Here is a 16,119-nt window from a genome sequence, read left to right as displayed (position 1 = left end):
ATTGTAGCGCTAATGTAATAAGAGCGAGAATAGGCGAGATGACATTTTACTTAAAAGGATTACTTATGGATGTTATAATCGCGAAACACACGAGATTAAACAAGCTAAAGGGTTTAAACGTTACACTTGCCAAGTAGTATAAAAGATGTCATACTGTCAATACTAAAATAACTTATAAAACTTGCAAATATATTAATAAACTTAGAAAATTTATAAACTTAAAGCACTTGATTGTCTATAACAGGCGACAAGTGCTTTTTCATGTTTAAATACGTAAATTAAAAAGATTACGATTATTTAATTAGTGTACTAAGTGTTAAATTTTATACAAGTACTAGCATACAAGGGGAAGAACAGGCAATGGAAATAGAGGTTTCGATAGATAAGTTTGTTATAGATTATAAGGATGTACCACATTCGGCATTTTTACGTGTTTATATGGTGGGAGTGCAGAAATATAAAGTGAAAATGAAGATTTATAGTGGAACATATAGCTATGAACTGCACATGCGGAAAAGTGACGATGTATACATTCATCTATATTTTAAAAACTTTAGAGAAACAGAAGGTCACTTACATACCCTAAGGATTGAAACAAGGCCAGAGCATTACTCACATTTCAGAGAAATACTAGAGATGATAGGGAAGCGGGCAAGCCGAGTAGAATTTGTGAGCTGTGATGTAGCGTATGATATACAAACTGGTTTAGAAAATATAGTGGTGATACCGACAGATGCACGGAGGAATATGACACACTTTGATACAACACGGTATTTTGGTAGAAGCGACCAACGTAAACGGAATGGTTTCTGTAGGATTTATGATAAACGGCTAGAACTAGCAAGGAATAAAGGAATTTATTTAGCACATGAATTAAGCCGAATAGAAGTGGTGTACAAGGTAAATGGGCAAGTAATGCTTAAAGACCTCATGAAACATCCACCAAAACAGAATGAACATTATTTTGCGGCTGTAGTGATAGATTGGCAAATACTTAAAAACAAGCATCGAGAACGGGTAGCTAGCATGCGAGATGGAAGAGATATGTATACGCAGTATATACGGAGAGAAATAAAAGAGACCCTTACGAATCAGTATCGATTGGACTTCGACGAATTAGTAAGGGGGGAATGGAAAAGATTAATAGAGGAACCAAGTTCAACTGTACTTCGAGTGAGTTAATTGTTCATCTCCAATACAAGTAGATCTTGGATAGAGACATGTAATGTGTCACACAAAGCTGAAAGGGTACTTATATGCAGACGTTGTATGGGTTGTGTACATAAATCATTGACGGTATTAGGACGCAATGAGGTTTGCTTGGCAAGTTGCCGACGGCTCATTTGTTTTTCAATTAAAATTTCATTGAGACGTAAACGAATAGTAGAAGACATAATAAAAACACCACCTCTTTTTTGGATTGTAACGGTTACTTATAGTGTACGACCCTACTAGAGAAAAAACGACTGTAAAATAAAGGGTTGTGCATAATTTGGGTAAGGTCGTACAGTATGTTGTAACGGATAGACGTTACACACAAGTTATCCGCAAAAAACGGGTAAGCGTTACAGGGACTTTAATTGCTGTAACGGGAGGGGCATTATGAAAGAAAAAGTAGTTGGTTATGTACGAGTTTCAACAGAAGGGCAAGTACGTGAAGGATATAGTTTAGCATATCAAGTAGAAGAAATTGAAAGGTATTGTGACGAAAATAAGCTACAACTGCTACACATATACGAAGATAGAGGACTCAGTGGAGCGACAGTTGATGAAGATGGATTAACTATTGAGCGAGAAGGCTTGCAAGAGCTATTGGCAGATATAGAATATCACCAAGTGAGCCAAGTAATTGTATTAAATACGTCTCGTTTGTGGCGCTCTGATATGGCAAAAGTATTGATACAAAGAGAGTTGAAAAATATAACGCAGATGTGAAAGCGATTGAGCAGCCAAATTACAGCATATACACACATGAACCAAATGATTTTTTAGTGAATGGGATGTTGGAGCTATTAGACCAATATCAACGATTAGAGATTGCATTGAAACTAAGTAGGGGCAGAAAGAAAAAAGCTGAACAAGGTGGCTATGCAGGTGGCGGTGTCATGTTTGGTTATACAGTACAGAAAGGGCGAAAAGTATTAGAAGTGGATACGGAGAAAGCAATCGTTGTACGGAGGCTATTTGAATTAAGACATTTTTTTAAACATTGGTCACTATCTAAATTGGCAGAACAGCTCAACATGGAAGGCCATCGAACAGAGAAAGGGAAACGATTTACAAAAGTGCAAGTGAAGCGCATTTTAGATCGTGAGAGCTTTTATCGGGGAATTTATACATATGGACAAATACAAGCAAATGGCAAACATGAGGCTATAATTTAAAAAGTTACTTAAAAAAGGGGCTCATTTACTTATATAACCTCATATAACGGTGAAAATGGATAGGCTTTCGTACCAATGCGCACCAGTTGGTGAACGCTCGAACTAAGGTTGCCGGCATTTTCATTCCATTGAATAGGAGGATAAGTTAATGCACGAACGACAGAAACATTTTTATGTGGGAGTAGACTTACATAAGCAACACCATGTGGCGGTGATTATTAATTGTTGGCAAGAGAAACTAGATGAAATAAAGTTTGAAAATAAACCGTCTGCTTTTTCAACGTTTTTACGGGATATTTATAAACATATGGACGATGGTTTGACACCCATTTTTGGTTTAGAAGATGTTGGGGGTTATGGGAGAGCGTTAGCTAAATATTTAGCAGACCATGAACAAATTGTAAAAGAAGTGAACCCAGCTCTTTCATATGCCGAACGCAAAAGTCACATGACCACACAAAAAAGTGATAGCTGGGATGCAGAATGTGTAGCCAGAATTTTGGTGAACAAACTAGAGCAGTTACCAGACGCTAAACCACATGATTTATATTGGTCGATACAACAGCTGGTCAGTAGAAGAAATGCATTAGTAAAGGCACAAAGTGCTTTAAAGAACCAACTACATATTCAATTAAGTCACCACTATCCAAGCTATAAAAAGTTTTTTTCAGAAGTAGATGGAAAAACAGCATTGGCATTTTGGGAACGATACCCGTCTCCATCTTGTTTAGAAGGTGTGAGTATAAAACAGTTGACTACTTTTTTATTAGAAGTAAGCAACAATACTTGTTCGGTGAAAAAAGCAAATGAAATATTGAAGCTAGTAAAGGAGGACGGGAACACAACAAAAGAGCATCAAGAAACACGAAATTTTTTGGTAGAAAGTATCGTGCGCCACATTTTATTTGGAAAGCAGGAAATGGGCAAGGTGGAAAGAGAATTAAAAACGTTAATGGGCTTACTAGACTTTCAATTAGAATCCATGCCAGGCATTGAACTTGTAACAGCATCTGCTTTAATTGCGGAGATTGGTGACGTAAGACGTTTTCCAAATGCCAACAAATTAGCACGATTTGCGGGCATTGCACCAGTCTACTTTGGCTCTGGTGGGAAAGGCAAGGAACATAAAAGTAAACAGGGAAATCGGGCACTACACGCTTTATTTTATAACCTAGCAGTCCAACAAGTACAAGTAGCGAAAGGAAGTAAACTGCCTAGGAACCCAGTGTTTCATGCTTACTATCAACGTAAACTTAAAGAAGGCAAGACAAAAGGACAAGCGTTGGTTTGCATTATGAGAAGGCTTGTGAACATTATTTACGGCATGATGAAGTATAAAACAGCCTACGAATTACCCGAAGTAAAAGAGAAAGAAGTAGTTTAATCGGCTTTTAGATAGGTTGTTTTTTTATTAGCGGATTTTAAGATTACAACATAGGGTACGGGTAAAGTCGATTTGACTAAAACAACTAACCCTGAAGATTTCTTAGATGAAGTAATGAAGCGACAAGGGCTAGATGAATTACCGGGAAGATTCAAAGAAAAGTGGGTTGATGGTGATTATAAATACGAGATAAGAGCTCACGAAGCTGAAACTCAGTATGGAAAATCGGGAAGTATTTATAGAGTGGGGAGACAGAAGCCTGGTAACGGAACAGAATATATGGATTCTAATAGGAAATGGCACCATGAAAGTACATTAAAGGAAACGCATAAAGATGGGCGGCCGAACCCTTTATTTAATGAAGAGGCTGCAAGAGATACGCATATTCAGTTAAATAGATAAGGAAGTGATAATATTGAGTGAACAAAGATTTTTTATGAATGAAAATGAAGTACTTCAAGTAATAACGCGAATCAATGAATATGCTTCTCAAGAGCTATGGATGGATTTTGATGTTGCTTTATCAAATGGATGGGATTTAACAATTATAGGCCGGTTGGATAATACCACAAAGAAGGTTAATATTGAGATTAATTTTGAGCAAGTCCACTTTGTTTCTCTGCCTTTTGGCTGGAAAACAGATACATCATATCCCGTAATTAGATTAGCTACTGAGGAAGAAATAGAGAATTTAACAGATAAATTTGAAGTGGATAAAGGTAATTATATTTTTAAGTTCATTGCTGAGGGTTTCGATAGTGAAAAATATTACTTTGTTGGAGCGAAAAAAATCTCCTGTCTATTACTTGATAAGCAGACTAATGAGTTAAAATAACATATCAAGTTTAATCTGGAAGATTTATTGAGCAATAAGAACAGGGATAGCGAGAAAAGAACGAAATTTGGGCGAGACCTTTTAATGGAAAGGGTAGTATAAATATGGAATAACTAACAAACTAACGAGAATGACAAAGCTCGTGGTGATAAACAAGGAAATAATAGTTTTTTAATTGTATACAGTTAAAGATATCCTTGAATTTGAATTAATAACTCATGAAGGCTAGACCATCAAGGAGTGCTATTTTAACAATTAAGCAATAAGAGCGAGAATAGGCGAGATGAAATTTATTTACAAGGACCCCTTATGGATGGCATAAGCAACAAACACACGAGATTAAACAAGCTAAAGGGTTTAAACGTTACACTTGCCAAGTAGTATAAAAGATGTCATACTGTCGATATAAAAATAACTTATAAAACTTTCAAATATATTAATAAACTTAGAAAATTTATAAACTTAAAGCACTTGATTGTCTATAACAGGCGACAAGTGCTTTTTCATGTTTAAATACGTAAATTGAAAAGATTACGATTATTTAATTAGTGTACTAAGTGTTAATTTTTATACAAGTACAGGCATACAATTATATGTTGGAGTGAAGAAATATAAAGTGAAAAAAAGATTTATAATGGATAGATAGTAGTTTTAGGTAAATAGCGGATAGTCAGTTTAGCGGTATCACCGTGCATAGTAAGCCATCCCTACTAGTCAAAGCGAATGGCACAATCACCTTTGCTGGAAAACGTGTATCTATGAGTGCAGCTGAATCGATGCGTTTCACATGTGGCTCCAGTAGTCTTGTGTTTGATGGCAATACGGATATCCAGGGACAGGTTGTCACGATGGAAGGGTCCATCAAAGCCCCTGTATCAGTCGCTTCGCAGGAAGAAGCAGACCTTGAGTCAGCCCTAGACATGATGGGGATGATCCCTGTTGGTGGGGGTGATGCCTAATGGGTCTATTAGGACTAGCGGGAAGCTTACTGGGGATGATTCCAAAAGTAGGCTCTCCAGGTGGAAAGAAAAAAGGAAAGAGCGGAGGATCGAAAGGAAAAAGCTCCAAGAAATCCTCCAAAAAGAAGGGCTCGACAAAGAAGAAACAAAAGAAATCGAGTAAAAAGAAGAAAAAGTGGGGGAAATTCTTTACCAAGGCCCGGAAGCTCTATAATAAAGTAAGTAAAAGTAAAATAGCGAAGCAATTTAAGAAAGTAGTAAAAAGTGCTGTACTAGCGGGTAAGAAAACCTATAAACAAGTAGTAAACAAAACGAAAGCCGTTTATAACCAGACAAAGCAAGCGGTAAAGGAAGTAAAAACTGCCGCAAAAGAAGCTGTCAAAGTCTATAAGTCTTTAGATAAAATGGAGCCACTCAATATAAGTAAGGATATGTCTAAAAAAGAAAAATTCTTACGGACAGGGTTTAACATGGGCCTCCAACAAACCCAAAAATCTAAAGGAAAGTTTGATGCAACCGTAGATGTTGCTAAAAACACCTACAATGATGTAAAAAAATTAGTAACTGATCCGATAGGCGTAGTGAAAGAAACAACAGACAGTTTGAACAGTTTGAAAAATTTTGCTTCAGATCCACTGCTAGCTGTGAAAACAATAGCTGGTTCAATAGAAGACTCTATTGAAAAAGATGTTATTCATGGTAATAACTATTCACGAGCATACTGGGGAACAAAAGTAACCCTAAATACAGCTACAGCTGTCGTTGGGACAAAAGGTGTTGGAACACTAACAAAAGTAGGGAAGACTTCGACTGGAGTAACAAGTGTTAAGTCTACTACCAGTTCGAGTAGTAGTAAGGGTACGGGTAATAGTAGGTTACCAGATCATATGTTAGGGAAAAATGATGCTGACCCATTTAGAGATATATATGGTCCAGGACGTCTCTCACATCCTGAAGAATGGGAAAGTATTATTAAGAAAACAAAGGAAGCGGGGGTAGAAGTAAGAATATTAGATCGTGATATCATGGCGTATGCACCAAAAGGAAATGGTCCGGGGCAATTAAATATTTATGAAAATGCATCAATAAGTGCTTTGAGACATGAGTATCAACATTTTTTAGATGATATGTCAAAAGGGTATCCAAAATTGGAAGTTACTTATGAGTTCAAGAATAGAATTATTATGGAGCTAAGAGCGTATATGGTTGAAATCAAAGAGGCTGAAAGGATTGGTAACAAGGCTCTTGCTGAACAACTGTGGAACAACTATAGGGAAGAAAGACAGTATTTGATAGATGCATTTGGTCCTATAAATGAATAAAGGGAGGCAATGAGAAATGAAACCTTTAAGTTTATCAAGGGAAATTAGAGAGGGAAAACTAAACGACCTAGAGATTATTAAATGTTTGGATATTCATCATAATCAAGTATTGGTTAGTGCTATAGATCAGATTGTCAGTAGAAAATTATGTAATGAGAAAATTATATCGAGGTTAGTAGAGATTAGTGAATTTAGAGACCCGAAAGTAAATAAACTTTTCGGTATTGATACAATAGGCCATTATAGCATTGCGGCACTTGGGACTATAAATACACCTGAATCGAAATTGAAATATGAAGAATTAATGACTAATCTTGATGAGTGGGACAAAGAAATTGTGATAAGAATAGTTAATAACATGAATAATTGAACTAATGGTAATAGTGAGTTCATGTATAATGTTAAATCCCTCCTCAATTATAAAGGGAGGTATAAAGAATGTTTGAAGACAAAGTCAGAGCAATCTTAGGTGCACGAGCATTACTAGATGATAATGATCCAAGAATTGAACAAAGATGGGAAGAGTTAATTATATTATTAAGCGGAGATGAAAATTTGACTCTGAATTTTTTGCAGGTTTGTATAAAAATAGAACTTTCATTTTTAAGTGAGGTTTTTGAAAAAGTGGCATCTAATTTGCAAACTAAAAAGTATACTGAATTACTATATTGATTAGATGGAAGATACCCAAACTTAAATTTAAAGAGAAGTATACAGATTACTGAGGAACACATGGATTAAATTTAGGGTATCAAAGTTTTTGAAACTAAAAGTTGATGCGAAAAAATATTTAATTTAAACTCATTATTTCTTTCGAAGAAACAAATAATGATATTTTGTATCAAGAGAGATTTATTTTGATTACCAAACAAACCTTGATTGGCTAACACCTTTCAAGGTTTTTTTATGGTTAAAATAATAAGATTCTTGGGTCAAAATCATAATATATAATAGACAGTATATCCCACTACAGCAGGACAGTGGTATCACGGTACATAGTAAGCCACCATTACTCATCAAAGCCAATGACACATTCACCTTTCCTGGCAAGAAAATTGCCCTCAGTGCAACGGACTTCATGCGTTTTACTTGCGGCTCCAGCAGTCTTGTATTTGATGGCAATACCGATATCCAGGGACAGGTAGTGACGATGGATGGCTCAATTAAAGCCCCTGTATCCGTCTCTGCGCAAGAGGAAGCAGACCTCGATTCCGCCCTAGACATGATGGGGATGATCCCTAATGGGTCTATTAGGACTAGCGGGAAGCTTACTGGGGATGATTCCAAAAGTAGGCTCTCCAGGTGGAAAGAAAAAAGGAAAGAGCGGAGGATCGAAAGGAAAAAGCTCCAAGAAATCTTCCAAAAAGAAGGGCTCGACAAAGAAGAAACAACGAAAGTCCAATAAAAAGAAGAAAAAGAAAAAGCGCAGGAAGAAAAAGAAGAAGTGGGGGAAATTCTTTACCAAGGCCCGGAAGCTGAAAAATAGTTTATCCAAGAGTAAATTGGTCAAACGGGCGAAGAAGGCCATTAAAAAAGCGGTCTTGACTACGAAAAAGGTGGTACAGAAAACAAAGGCGACTGTGACAAAGGCCAAGCAACAGGTAAAGGCCGCTGTCAAACAGACGAAGCAGGTAGTCAAAGAAAAAGTACTACCGGCTGTAAAAAAAGCCGCTCAAGCGACGACCAAAGTAGTGAAAAATGCTGTAAAACCTAAAAATCTGTTAGATACGCTACAAGTAGGATTAGATTTAATAGGGTTAATCCCAGGTGTCGGCGAAGTAGCGGATGGCGTGAATGGTCTTATTTATCTGGCCAGAGGTGATAAGGTCAATGCAGCCCTCTCCTTTGGCGCGATGATTCCGATTGTGGGCTGGGCGGCGACAGGCGGAAAATTTGTAAAAAAAGGTGCCGGGGTAGTTAAGGGTATCAGTCAAGGTGTTCAAAACGTGCTGAAAGGTCCAGTAGGACGTGTGGTAGAAAAAGCCAAAAAGCAAGTAGCGAACGTGAAAACCCAGATACAAACCAAAGTAGCCGAAGTCAAACAGCAACTGCGTCAGATGCTGCGACCACCACAACAGTGGGAGTTAGCAGGAGCAGGTGGAGACATTAGACGCGTGGAGGATACAGGAACAGTAGGAAGAAACACAACAACTCCAAGTCCGAAGCCGTCTAATTCCCAACCTACGCCTTCTCCCAAAGCGGTGAATTACGGTGAACATTTCACGAAGAATGGTAGAAAAAAAGTTTTAAAACCAAATGTAGAATACAAAACACCAGAAGGTTATACTTATCGTACAGATAGCAATGGACGTATTACCGATTGTGAAGGAACGCTTGTACTAGGTACAGCTGAACGAAATGCATACGCACAGAGAACAGTGGGAGGAAAAGATCGATTACCTGATGACGACGGTGGACACTTAATAGGAGCACAGTTTAAAGGGCCAAAGGATATCGATAACCTAGTTCCACAAAATAGCCAGATTAACCGTTCTGGTGGTGAATGGTTCAATATGGAGACAGAATGGGCAAATGCATTGAAAGAAACACCTCCGAAAAAAGTTACTGTTCAAATTAATCCGACATACTCGGGGAATTCAATGCGACCAGATTCTTTTGAAGTAACTTACCAAATAGGAAATAAAAGAGAAGTTACTAGAACAATACTAAATCAACCGGGAGGTTAGTAAAATGGAAGAACAGATGAATGTATTATATAGAAAAATAGCAGAAACAATAAATGAATTAATACCAGAAGACTGGGAAGAATTTTATTTTAATGGTGAGGTGGAAAATGGAGAAGGAGGAGTTTTCTTTTTTTACAAACCAACAAATAAGGAATATTATGTTTATTGCCGAGATATTTTAAAAAAGTACAATATCAATTTACAGATATATAATGGTTTAATGAGGAAATTATTAGAAACAACAAATAGTTTGAAGAATGTATTTTTAGATAATGGACAAGATCCTTGGTTTTCAATTACCATGAAACTTACATCTGAAGGAAAGTTAAAAATTGAATATGATTATACTAAATGGAAAGAATCAAGTTTTGGCCCTTCCGATAGGTTGGAATATTGGGAAAGTAAATATCTGAATAATATACCACAAGATGAAGGGGACAGAATTAAAATTGATAAAATGAAGGAATTTGAAAATAATAATTGAGGGGATATATATGCAGTACATATTAAAAACCTAACAGCTTAATATTTCAGTAGATAATATAAAATGAGAGATTTTGTTTTATATGGTACTGTGAGAGTATAAAGCTCTTAGATAATACGATTTTGGAGATAAGCATTAAATTGTATTTTGGAAATGAAAATGTGTGACTTTTTGATTATATACCTATGGAATTTATTTTATTAAAAATAAATTATTTGAAAGTAGCAAATTTATAAAATAAAAAGAGTCAATAGCAACACTAGTGAACTGAACCCTATTTGGTAGAAAGTTTAATAAAAAGGGATGTAGTTTTAGGTTAAGCCGCAATGAGATGGCTTCGGTAAGTTGCCGGAGCCATCTTTTTTAATGTCCATTGCTTTCGTGTGTGATTATAATGGTTCATATAGTCCATCACTATTGTGTGTAATTCTGCCAAACTTTCTGCTTGTTTATAGTCTACTTCATCTTTGAAATGACCGAAAAACGATTCCATTGGCGCATTATCAAGACAATTTCCTCTGCGGGACATTGATTGAAAAAGTCCCATTTCTTTTACACGCTGCTGATATTCTGGGTGTGTATAATGAATACCTTGGTCCGAGTGAATCAGCGCTTCTGGATGAAGATTGCCCTCTAGATGTGTTTTTAACTTTTCAAGCGTCTTATAGACAAGGGACATCTTTAACGTAGTAGATAATTCGTATGCTACAATTTCTCGTGTTGCGACATCTTTCACGCATAATAAATACGCCCTTTGACCACCTCTATATTGCAGATACGTAATATCTGTTAAGAATACTTTTCCTGGCTCTTCTTGCTTAAATGCTCGGTTTAAATGGTTCGGTATACGGCGATGCGCCTCTGTTGCTTTTTCTAACAGACGATACGGATTCGCACGACGTACTTTCGCATATAAATTGAACTTACGCATCAGACGAAGAATCTTTTTATGGTTCATCGGTGTGTCCAGCACATCTACCAGTGCCATATAAAATCCACGATAACCCATTTTGCCTTTCGCTTGATCATAAATTGATTTTAATAAGATGTAATCTTGATAATCAGCTTCTTCACGTAAAGCGTGTTTCTCCTTATTTTGAAGCCACTTATAATAGCCGCTTGGACTGACATTCGCTACCTGACAAAGGTGACGAGTCATCTTTTTTAATTGATAGAAACGAATTGTTTCATTGATGGCTTGGTATTTCTCTTTCGGTGTTAAAAACGATTCTTTTTCGCCTGCCTTTCCATTTCGTCGAGCTTTTTTAGCAGATGAAGCTCTGCCTCTAACAGTTGAATACGCGCTTCCGCTTTCTCAAGTTTCTTTTCTGCGGATAAGTTTTCAAGGCGTGGACGACCAGTACTCTCTTTTCCACGACGTTCCTCTAAAAAACCTTCCTTACCATGTGTTTGATATGTTTTCTTCCAACGGCTAATTGCGCTTTTAGCTTTCTTAATTCCTATCAGCTCTAAGTCAAATCCCGCTTCTCTGAAGATTTGGACTGGACCTTTTCCTTGTAAATTTGCCTGGACAGCTTTTAATTTAAAGTCGGCTGTATATTGAATTGAGCGGTCGGATACTGAGGCGACATTTGGATTCGCTTCAATTTGTCTGCGTTGGTGTTCGTTAAAAATTATTTTACTCATGATGTTCTCCCGTTCATAAATGGTATGGTTAGTATAACGGGGTTTTCAAACGTTGAAAATAGAAAAACCCCGAATAAGGTCCACTTTTTTTAAAGTGTCCACTATTCGGGGTTCAGTTCAGGACAAGATAAAGGCTGTTTTATATTTGTGAAAATTTCACATTGATTTAAGTAAACCTTCTTTCGAAAATACATGAAAAGTGGTAGGTTTGCAAAGTGATAATAAGACTGTTCAATACAACGAACAAGTCAATTACTAAATGCTTCGAATATTTAATAAATTTTCAAAAGATCATTCTCTCTTGAACCACGAGTAGGAATGGTTTTTTTGCTTCGAACATAGAGGAGTGTCGAATAAAACGCTTGCTATACATAACGCTTGTAACCTTCCAGATAATATTTTTGTCATGAAAAAGATGACATAACAGTTTTTATATCTATTTCTGCTGATGAATGAGCAGAAATAGTTGAAAATTATTCGGCGAGGTTGCTGAACTCAGAGGATGTTAGGAATGAATTTATAAAAAGATGGGATTGAAATCTGATAAAATGACTCATTAATTTATTTACTTTTTTGATAGGGTTTAACTGTGGCTATGACAAATTCAGAAGCGGTTTATGGGTGATAGTGGAAAAATAGGAGAATTGGTGTAAAATTATAACTGGGCAAGCACGTGCAGTTTCGGAGGATCAAAAGTTTTGCTGTCCAGTGCATTTTGGATACACAGAGAAAAATAACAATATTAAGTTATTGTTTGATATGCTGGAAGTTATGCAAGGGAGAAGCTGAATAGGTTATATAATTTTATTAGTTAATAGCTAAACACGGTACGATTAGTTTTTACTATTACTTTCAAAACAAATATAATGAAGAACTCAAAAATCTCCTTTACATATGTTTTTTGTTAGGAATGGTGTCACTTTTATGAAATTAAAACCTCTAATTATATTGAAGTTAATAAATCACTCGGGGCTCGTTCGCCAGTCCAGAACAATTAGAATGTTTAATACCTCCTACCCCACTATATGGAAGGTGATATTTTGAATTATGAAAGTAAAACTATAAAACTTGCTATGAATGACGGAAAAATATTTGATGGTATTTTGAAACTGTATGAGGAATCTCCAGATGAAGAAGAAATGGTTTTAATAGAACTATTAATATTAGATGACACAATAAGTGTCGAACATGATAACTTTTTCCTGGCACTTCAAAGCCTGCGACAACATCTAGAGGATAAACATATACAAGTCATGTGTAATGGGGCTGCGTTAAATGTTTATCCATCTCAAATGCAACTATCGATGGGTACCGGACATTTAGCATATAAATTAAAAATAGGAAAGCCAGCTAGATTAAAAGATATAGTTAATATATTTGAATTTGACAATGGTTTGAGGTTTGTAAAAATTGAAGAACAGTTCAGCTACTATAATAAGTGGTTAAAAAGTTTAGAAGGTTAGGTTTATTAGTTAAAGAAGCGTTTTTTTGCTAGTGATTAATTTTGTAACTTCAGTCTTAGGGTATTATGGGATTTTATTAAAAAGTAAATGGGTAATATGGTTGTTTCTCCTTACTTGATAATGAACCTTTATATGGTGAGAGAGGTCATAGACAAAACGATACTAATGTAACTCTGGTCGACTAATTGATTGACAAGCAATGAGAAATATAACAGTGGAGGGAGCTATAAAAAGCAGTGAAGTACCTAGCTCATGCAATTTCTAAGTATGAAAATAGCAGTAAGGTTAGATGTTTAGGAACATCTACAGAAACGAAAGGGGAGTTAGAAAAGATTTTTAAACTCCCTCTTTTAAGCCAAGCCCTTTTGAAATGGTACAGTGGTTTACCAAAATCTAAAGACATATTGTTTTATTGGACGAACGACTTCTATATAGTCGGTATGGAAAATCTACTAGTCGCTTTAGAAGGTTATCGATTTATTAGAGATGAAAAAGGTTGGAAAGATATTTCAGAAAAAATGAAATGGAATGAAAATTGGATTATTATCTCCAATTGGAGTGGGAATCCAGTAATTGCAGATATTAGTAAAGTTGAAACTCCAATTTATTATGGTGATGTTGGAGAAGAGTTTTCTCCAAAACTCCTAGTAGATTCACTCGAAAAGTTCGACTTTTTTTTGTCTGTTTGGCTTGATAAACATGATGATAGATACTATAAAGTCGGAGAATATCAATCTAATTTCTATGAGCTAATGGAGAAAGAGTGGAAAATTAAATTAAGTGATGAAGAAATTAGAAATATATGTAGATTTCTTCCCATTATGAAATCAACAGAAAATTTTACTCCAATTGAGCAACGCATTAAAGAAAAAGTAAAAAAATATTATGTGTATCTTGATGATCCGGGTAAAAATAAATCAAAAGTGATCCTAGCATTAAAAAAAGAAACAGGACTATCACTCGATGAGATACGAAACCGATTAACTAGTAATGGGTTTCTAATAGGTGAGGGACATGGGGAAAATACACTAGTTTTAGCTAACTATTTTATGTCGTTAGGTGCAAAAGTTAGAATTGACCAGAAATGAATTATTGGGGTCTAAAATTTAAAGGAATTTATTTTATCGAGAAAGGAAGCTTGTTAAGTCTGGGGTTTTCAAGAGAACAACAAGTAAGGAAAATTTAAAAATACATAATAATGAGAGCAAGAAGGACAAAAAAATAAGGAAAAACGAATTAGATAGGGCTCGTAAGTTTATTAAAGATGCTGGGGGAAGTGTTGTGGAAAATAGTAATAGGCTTCATTACTTTGTTAATTACATGGATAAGGAAGATGTGTATACAGCTTTAGAAAAATATTGGATTGATATGTTTTTTATGTTGTTACATAGAGAGAATATTGATGGAAGTGATTGGATATGCCCCTACTATAATACTACCTTCAGTAATGGAAAAAAAATGATGGATGGAAATCCGATATTTTCAGCAAAATCAAAAAAAGAGAATAAAATAATAAAAATTATCCAAGAGAGCTCTAAGCATGAGGATGTATTTTATTATTGGATGAATAGCTCTATGGACAATAGTAGCCAGAAAGAGTTAGTGATAGTTTGCACATTAAATAATAATAACTTGGAAAAAATAAAAGATATAATAATTAGTTGGATGAAAGGAGATTTGAAAGATACAAAATAAAAATTTAAGAGCGAGAGTATTAATGCAAATCAAGCAAAAAAGTATGTTGAATTTCTACAAAAAAGTCAAAGATAGAAAATCATTTCTGGAAAAATAAAAACTAAAACACTTTGTGGCAGACTATCTTAAAAGAAAGGGATTGTCATTATTATAGGGGAGATATTTTAAAAAGAAGGGGAATTTTGTCCGACTTTAATGTCTTTTCATGAAGACATTTGGTGTGAGTTTGAGAAACATCCTAAAGTTCTACAGCATGATGATAAAATATTTATTTGTGGTGAAGGTAGTATGGGGAATGAAGGGTTTGTTGCTAATGTTGACCTGAATAATAATTTGATATGGGCATTCTTTTCAACGGATTCCAATCCATTTAATAAACTTGAGCTAGAAGAAAACTTATTAAAAGTATATTCTAGCTCTGATTCAATTTATCTGATAAATATTAACAAACCAGAGGAAATGACTATAAAAAATAATTAGTTGGTTAGGCATATTTTAACTTTATTCTAAATTAATAATAGAGTAATTTTTGAGAAGTTTAATGTTGATTCTACCTTTTGGTAAAAAGTAAGGTGTTTAGTATGGAAAGACTGTCGATAAAAACAATAAAAATCTTAAAGCAATCAGGATGGATACCAGACCGAAAAAAAGATATTAGTTCACAAGTAAAATATCTAGCAGATAAAGGATATGTCGTTTTCGATTGCGTAAAAGAGGTACTGGAGCAATTTGGTGAATTAAAGTGTATCTATGAATATAATGGAAAATTGGATGATTTTGTGATAGATCCGGAGGAAGGGCTGGGGGATTTAGACAGAAGACATTATAAAAGATATGAAGTTATAATAGGTGAGGATTTGGTTGTCATTGGTACTGCTTTTAGAGATAATGCAGTATTGTATATGTCTAAAGCAGGGGAAGTTTACGCAGTACGAGATGATTACTATATTTGGAAAATAGGTTGCGGAATATATCAAGCTCTCAACAATTTATGTGAAGGGAGAGAGATTAAAGGAATACATGAAGAGTAATGAGAAAATCAAGGTGATAATAGTCAAGATTAGCGGAGGAGTTCCAACTGGTAAAAGGGGACAAGATTAAAAGGAACTTTTATCAAATAACAGGGAGTAATAATGGCAAAAAAAGTTGTTTTTGAATGGATTGTTGAACCAAATGGTGGAGTGAGCCACAAAGAATTCATTGAAAATGGTGTTATAACGGGTAACTAAATGAAATTCCAAAAAAGTAGGAGGTGAATA

Annotated in this window: 16 protein-coding genes and 2 pseudogenes; 16 read left to right on the top strand and 2 right to left on the bottom strand. The window is 35.3% G+C overall.

Annotated features, from left to right (window positions below; translation table 11 throughout):
- Window positions 1-360 precede the first annotated feature (360 nt).
- Window positions 361-1,182 (top strand): replication initiation protein, encoded by an 822-nt coding sequence (locus tag MHI04_RS14245; RefSeq protein WP_340811644.1) that lies wholly within the window; start codon window positions 361-363, stop codon window positions 1,180-1,182.
- On the opposite strand, the gene MHI04_RS14240 is transcribed toward MHI04_RS14245, so the two are convergent.
- Window positions 1,179-1,394, bottom strand: a complete 216-nt coding sequence (locus MHI04_RS14240; protein ID WP_340811642.1) for a helix-turn-helix transcriptional regulator — start codon at window positions 1,392-1,394, stop codon at window positions 1,179-1,181. The genes MHI04_RS14245 and MHI04_RS14240 overlap by 4 nt on opposite strands.
- A gap of 208 nt (window positions 1,395-1,602) precedes the next feature.
- Between MHI04_RS14240 and MHI04_RS14235 the strand changes: the two are divergent.
- The 10 genes and pseudogenes from MHI04_RS14235 (at window position 1,603) to MHI04_RS14190 (ending at window position 10,055) form a co-directional block, all read left to right on the top strand.
- Window positions 1,603-2,384: pseudogene (locus MHI04_RS14235) on the top strand (recombinase family protein).
- Window positions 2,385-2,532: 148 nt separating this feature from the next.
- Window positions 2,533-3,768 carry an IS110 family transposase gene (locus MHI04_RS14230; protein WP_340811640.1) on the top strand — a complete coding sequence of 412 codons (1,236 nt, stop codon included), beginning with the start codon at window positions 2,533-2,535 and terminating at the stop codon, window positions 3,766-3,768.
- 72 nt (window positions 3,769-3,840) lie between these two features.
- Entirely contained in the window at window positions 3,841-4,170 is a 330-nt protein-coding gene (locus tag MHI04_RS14225) for a hypothetical protein (protein ID WP_342534956.1), read from the top strand.
- A gap of 13 nt (window positions 4,171-4,183) precedes the next feature.
- The gene (locus MHI04_RS14220) at window positions 4,184-4,603 is read left to right on the top strand and encodes a hypothetical protein (protein WP_248716456.1); all 420 of its coding nucleotides are present in this window, start codon (window positions 4,184-4,186) and stop codon (window positions 4,601-4,603) included.
- A gap of 689 nt (window positions 4,604-5,292) precedes the next feature.
- Window positions 5,293-5,562: a hypothetical protein gene (locus MHI04_RS14215; RefSeq protein WP_340811557.1), complete on the top strand. Its 270-nt coding sequence runs from the start codon at window positions 5,293-5,295 to the stop codon at window positions 5,560-5,562.
- A complete protein-coding gene (locus MHI04_RS14210; RefSeq protein WP_340811555.1) occupies window positions 5,562-6,884 on the top strand; it encodes a hypothetical protein in 1,323 nt (440 codons plus the stop codon). Before MHI04_RS14215 ends, MHI04_RS14210 begins: the two co-directional genes overlap by 1 nt.
- Before the next feature lie 16 nt (window positions 6,885-6,900).
- Window positions 6,901-7,254: a hypothetical protein gene (locus MHI04_RS14205; RefSeq protein ID WP_036150223.1), complete on the top strand. Its 354-nt coding sequence runs from the start codon at window positions 6,901-6,903 to the stop codon at window positions 7,252-7,254.
- Between the two features lie 68 nt (window positions 7,255-7,322).
- Window positions 7,323-7,556, top strand: coding sequence for a hypothetical protein (locus MHI04_RS14200; protein WP_244504883.1), 234 nt, complete (start codon window positions 7,323-7,325; stop codon window positions 7,554-7,556).
- Window positions 7,557-9,085: 1,529 nt separating this feature from the next.
- Window positions 9,086-9,571, top strand: a pseudogene (locus MHI04_RS14195) (DNA/RNA non-specific endonuclease); the annotation flags it as partial.
- A 4-nt stretch (window positions 9,572-9,575) separates the two neighbouring features.
- Window positions 9,576-10,055 carry an immunity protein YezG family protein gene (locus MHI04_RS14190; RefSeq protein WP_340811552.1) on the top strand — a complete coding sequence of 160 codons (480 nt, stop codon included), beginning with the start codon at window positions 9,576-9,578 and terminating at the stop codon, window positions 10,053-10,055.
- A gap of 316 nt (window positions 10,056-10,371) precedes the next feature.
- Here MHI04_RS14190 and MHI04_RS14185 read toward each other — a convergent pair.
- A protein-coding gene (locus MHI04_RS14185; RefSeq protein ID WP_340811550.1) for an IS3 family transposase occupies window positions 10,372-11,702 on the bottom strand; the annotation gives its coding sequence in 2 pieces (ribosomal slippage) (window positions 10,372-11,324 and window positions 11,324-11,702; 1,332 coding nt in all).
- A 1,040-nt stretch (window positions 11,703-12,742) separates the two neighbouring features.
- Between MHI04_RS14185 and MHI04_RS14180 the strand changes: the two genes are divergently transcribed.
- The 5 genes from MHI04_RS14180 (at window position 12,743) to MHI04_RS14160 (ending at window position 15,891) form a co-directional block, all read left to right on the top strand.
- Window positions 12,743-13,165, top strand: coding sequence for a hypothetical protein (locus MHI04_RS14180; RefSeq protein WP_271910306.1), 423 nt, complete (start codon window positions 12,743-12,745; stop codon window positions 13,163-13,165).
- A gap of 236 nt (window positions 13,166-13,401) precedes the next feature.
- Window positions 13,402-14,253 carry a hypothetical protein gene (locus tag MHI04_RS14175; RefSeq protein WP_271910305.1) on the top strand — a complete coding sequence of 284 codons (852 nt, stop codon included), beginning with the start codon at window positions 13,402-13,404 and terminating at the stop codon, window positions 14,251-14,253.
- Between the two features lie 193 nt (window positions 14,254-14,446).
- Window positions 14,447-14,860 carry a hypothetical protein gene (locus tag MHI04_RS14170; RefSeq protein WP_340811548.1) on the top strand — a complete coding sequence of 138 codons (414 nt, stop codon included), beginning with the start codon at window positions 14,447-14,449 and terminating at the stop codon, window positions 14,858-14,860.
- Window positions 14,861-15,055: 195 nt separating this feature from the next.
- Window positions 15,056-15,340 carry a hypothetical protein gene (locus MHI04_RS14165; protein ID WP_340811546.1) on the top strand — a complete coding sequence of 95 codons (285 nt, stop codon included), beginning with the start codon at window positions 15,056-15,058 and terminating at the stop codon, window positions 15,338-15,340.
- A 101-nt stretch (window positions 15,341-15,441) separates the two neighbouring features.
- Window positions 15,442-15,891 carry an SUKH-3 domain-containing protein gene (locus MHI04_RS14160; protein WP_342534955.1) on the top strand — a complete coding sequence of 150 codons (450 nt, stop codon included), beginning with the start codon at window positions 15,442-15,444 and terminating at the stop codon, window positions 15,889-15,891.
- Window positions 15,892-16,119 lie beyond the last annotated feature (228 nt).

The sequence above is a fragment of the Lysinibacillus sp. FSL K6-1151 genome (assembly GCF_038630755.1).
GTDB lineage: Bacteria > Bacillota > Bacilli > Bacillales_A > Planococcaceae > Lysinibacillus > Lysinibacillus fusiformis_D.
Note: the sequence above shows the minus strand (reverse complement) of the source record. Positions and strands in the feature narration are given on the sequence as shown.

Bases quoted from the DNA above. Each gene is read 5' to 3' on its own strand.
- MHI04_RS14245 (WP_340811644.1), top strand. From the start codon at position 361: ATGGAAATAGAGGTTTCGATAGATAAGTTTGTTATAGATTATAAGGAT.
- MHI04_RS14240 (WP_340811642.1), bottom strand. From the start codon at position 1,394: ATGTCTTCTACTATTCGTTTACGTCTCAATGAAATTTTAATTGAAAAA.
- MHI04_RS14230 (WP_340811640.1), top strand. From the start codon at position 2,533: ATGCACGAACGACAGAAACATTTTTATGTGGGAGTAGACTTACATAAG.
- MHI04_RS14210 (WP_340811555.1), top strand. From the start codon at position 5,562: ATGGGTCTATTAGGACTAGCGGGAAGCTTACTGGGGATGATTCCAAAA.
- MHI04_RS14205 (WP_036150223.1), top strand. From the start codon at position 6,901: ATGAAACCTTTAAGTTTATCAAGGGAAATTAGAGAGGGAAAACTAAAC.
- MHI04_RS14200 (WP_244504883.1), top strand. From the start codon at position 7,323: ATGTTTGAAGACAAAGTCAGAGCAATCTTAGGTGCACGAGCATTACTA.
- MHI04_RS14190 (WP_340811552.1), top strand. From the start codon at position 9,576: ATGGAAGAACAGATGAATGTATTATATAGAAAAATAGCAGAAACAATA.
- MHI04_RS14165 (WP_340811546.1), top strand. From the start codon at position 15,056: ATGTCTTTTCATGAAGACATTTGGTGTGAGTTTGAGAAACATCCTAAA.
- MHI04_RS14160 (WP_342534955.1), top strand. From the start codon at position 15,442: ATGGAAAGACTGTCGATAAAAACAATAAAAATCTTAAAGCAATCAGGA.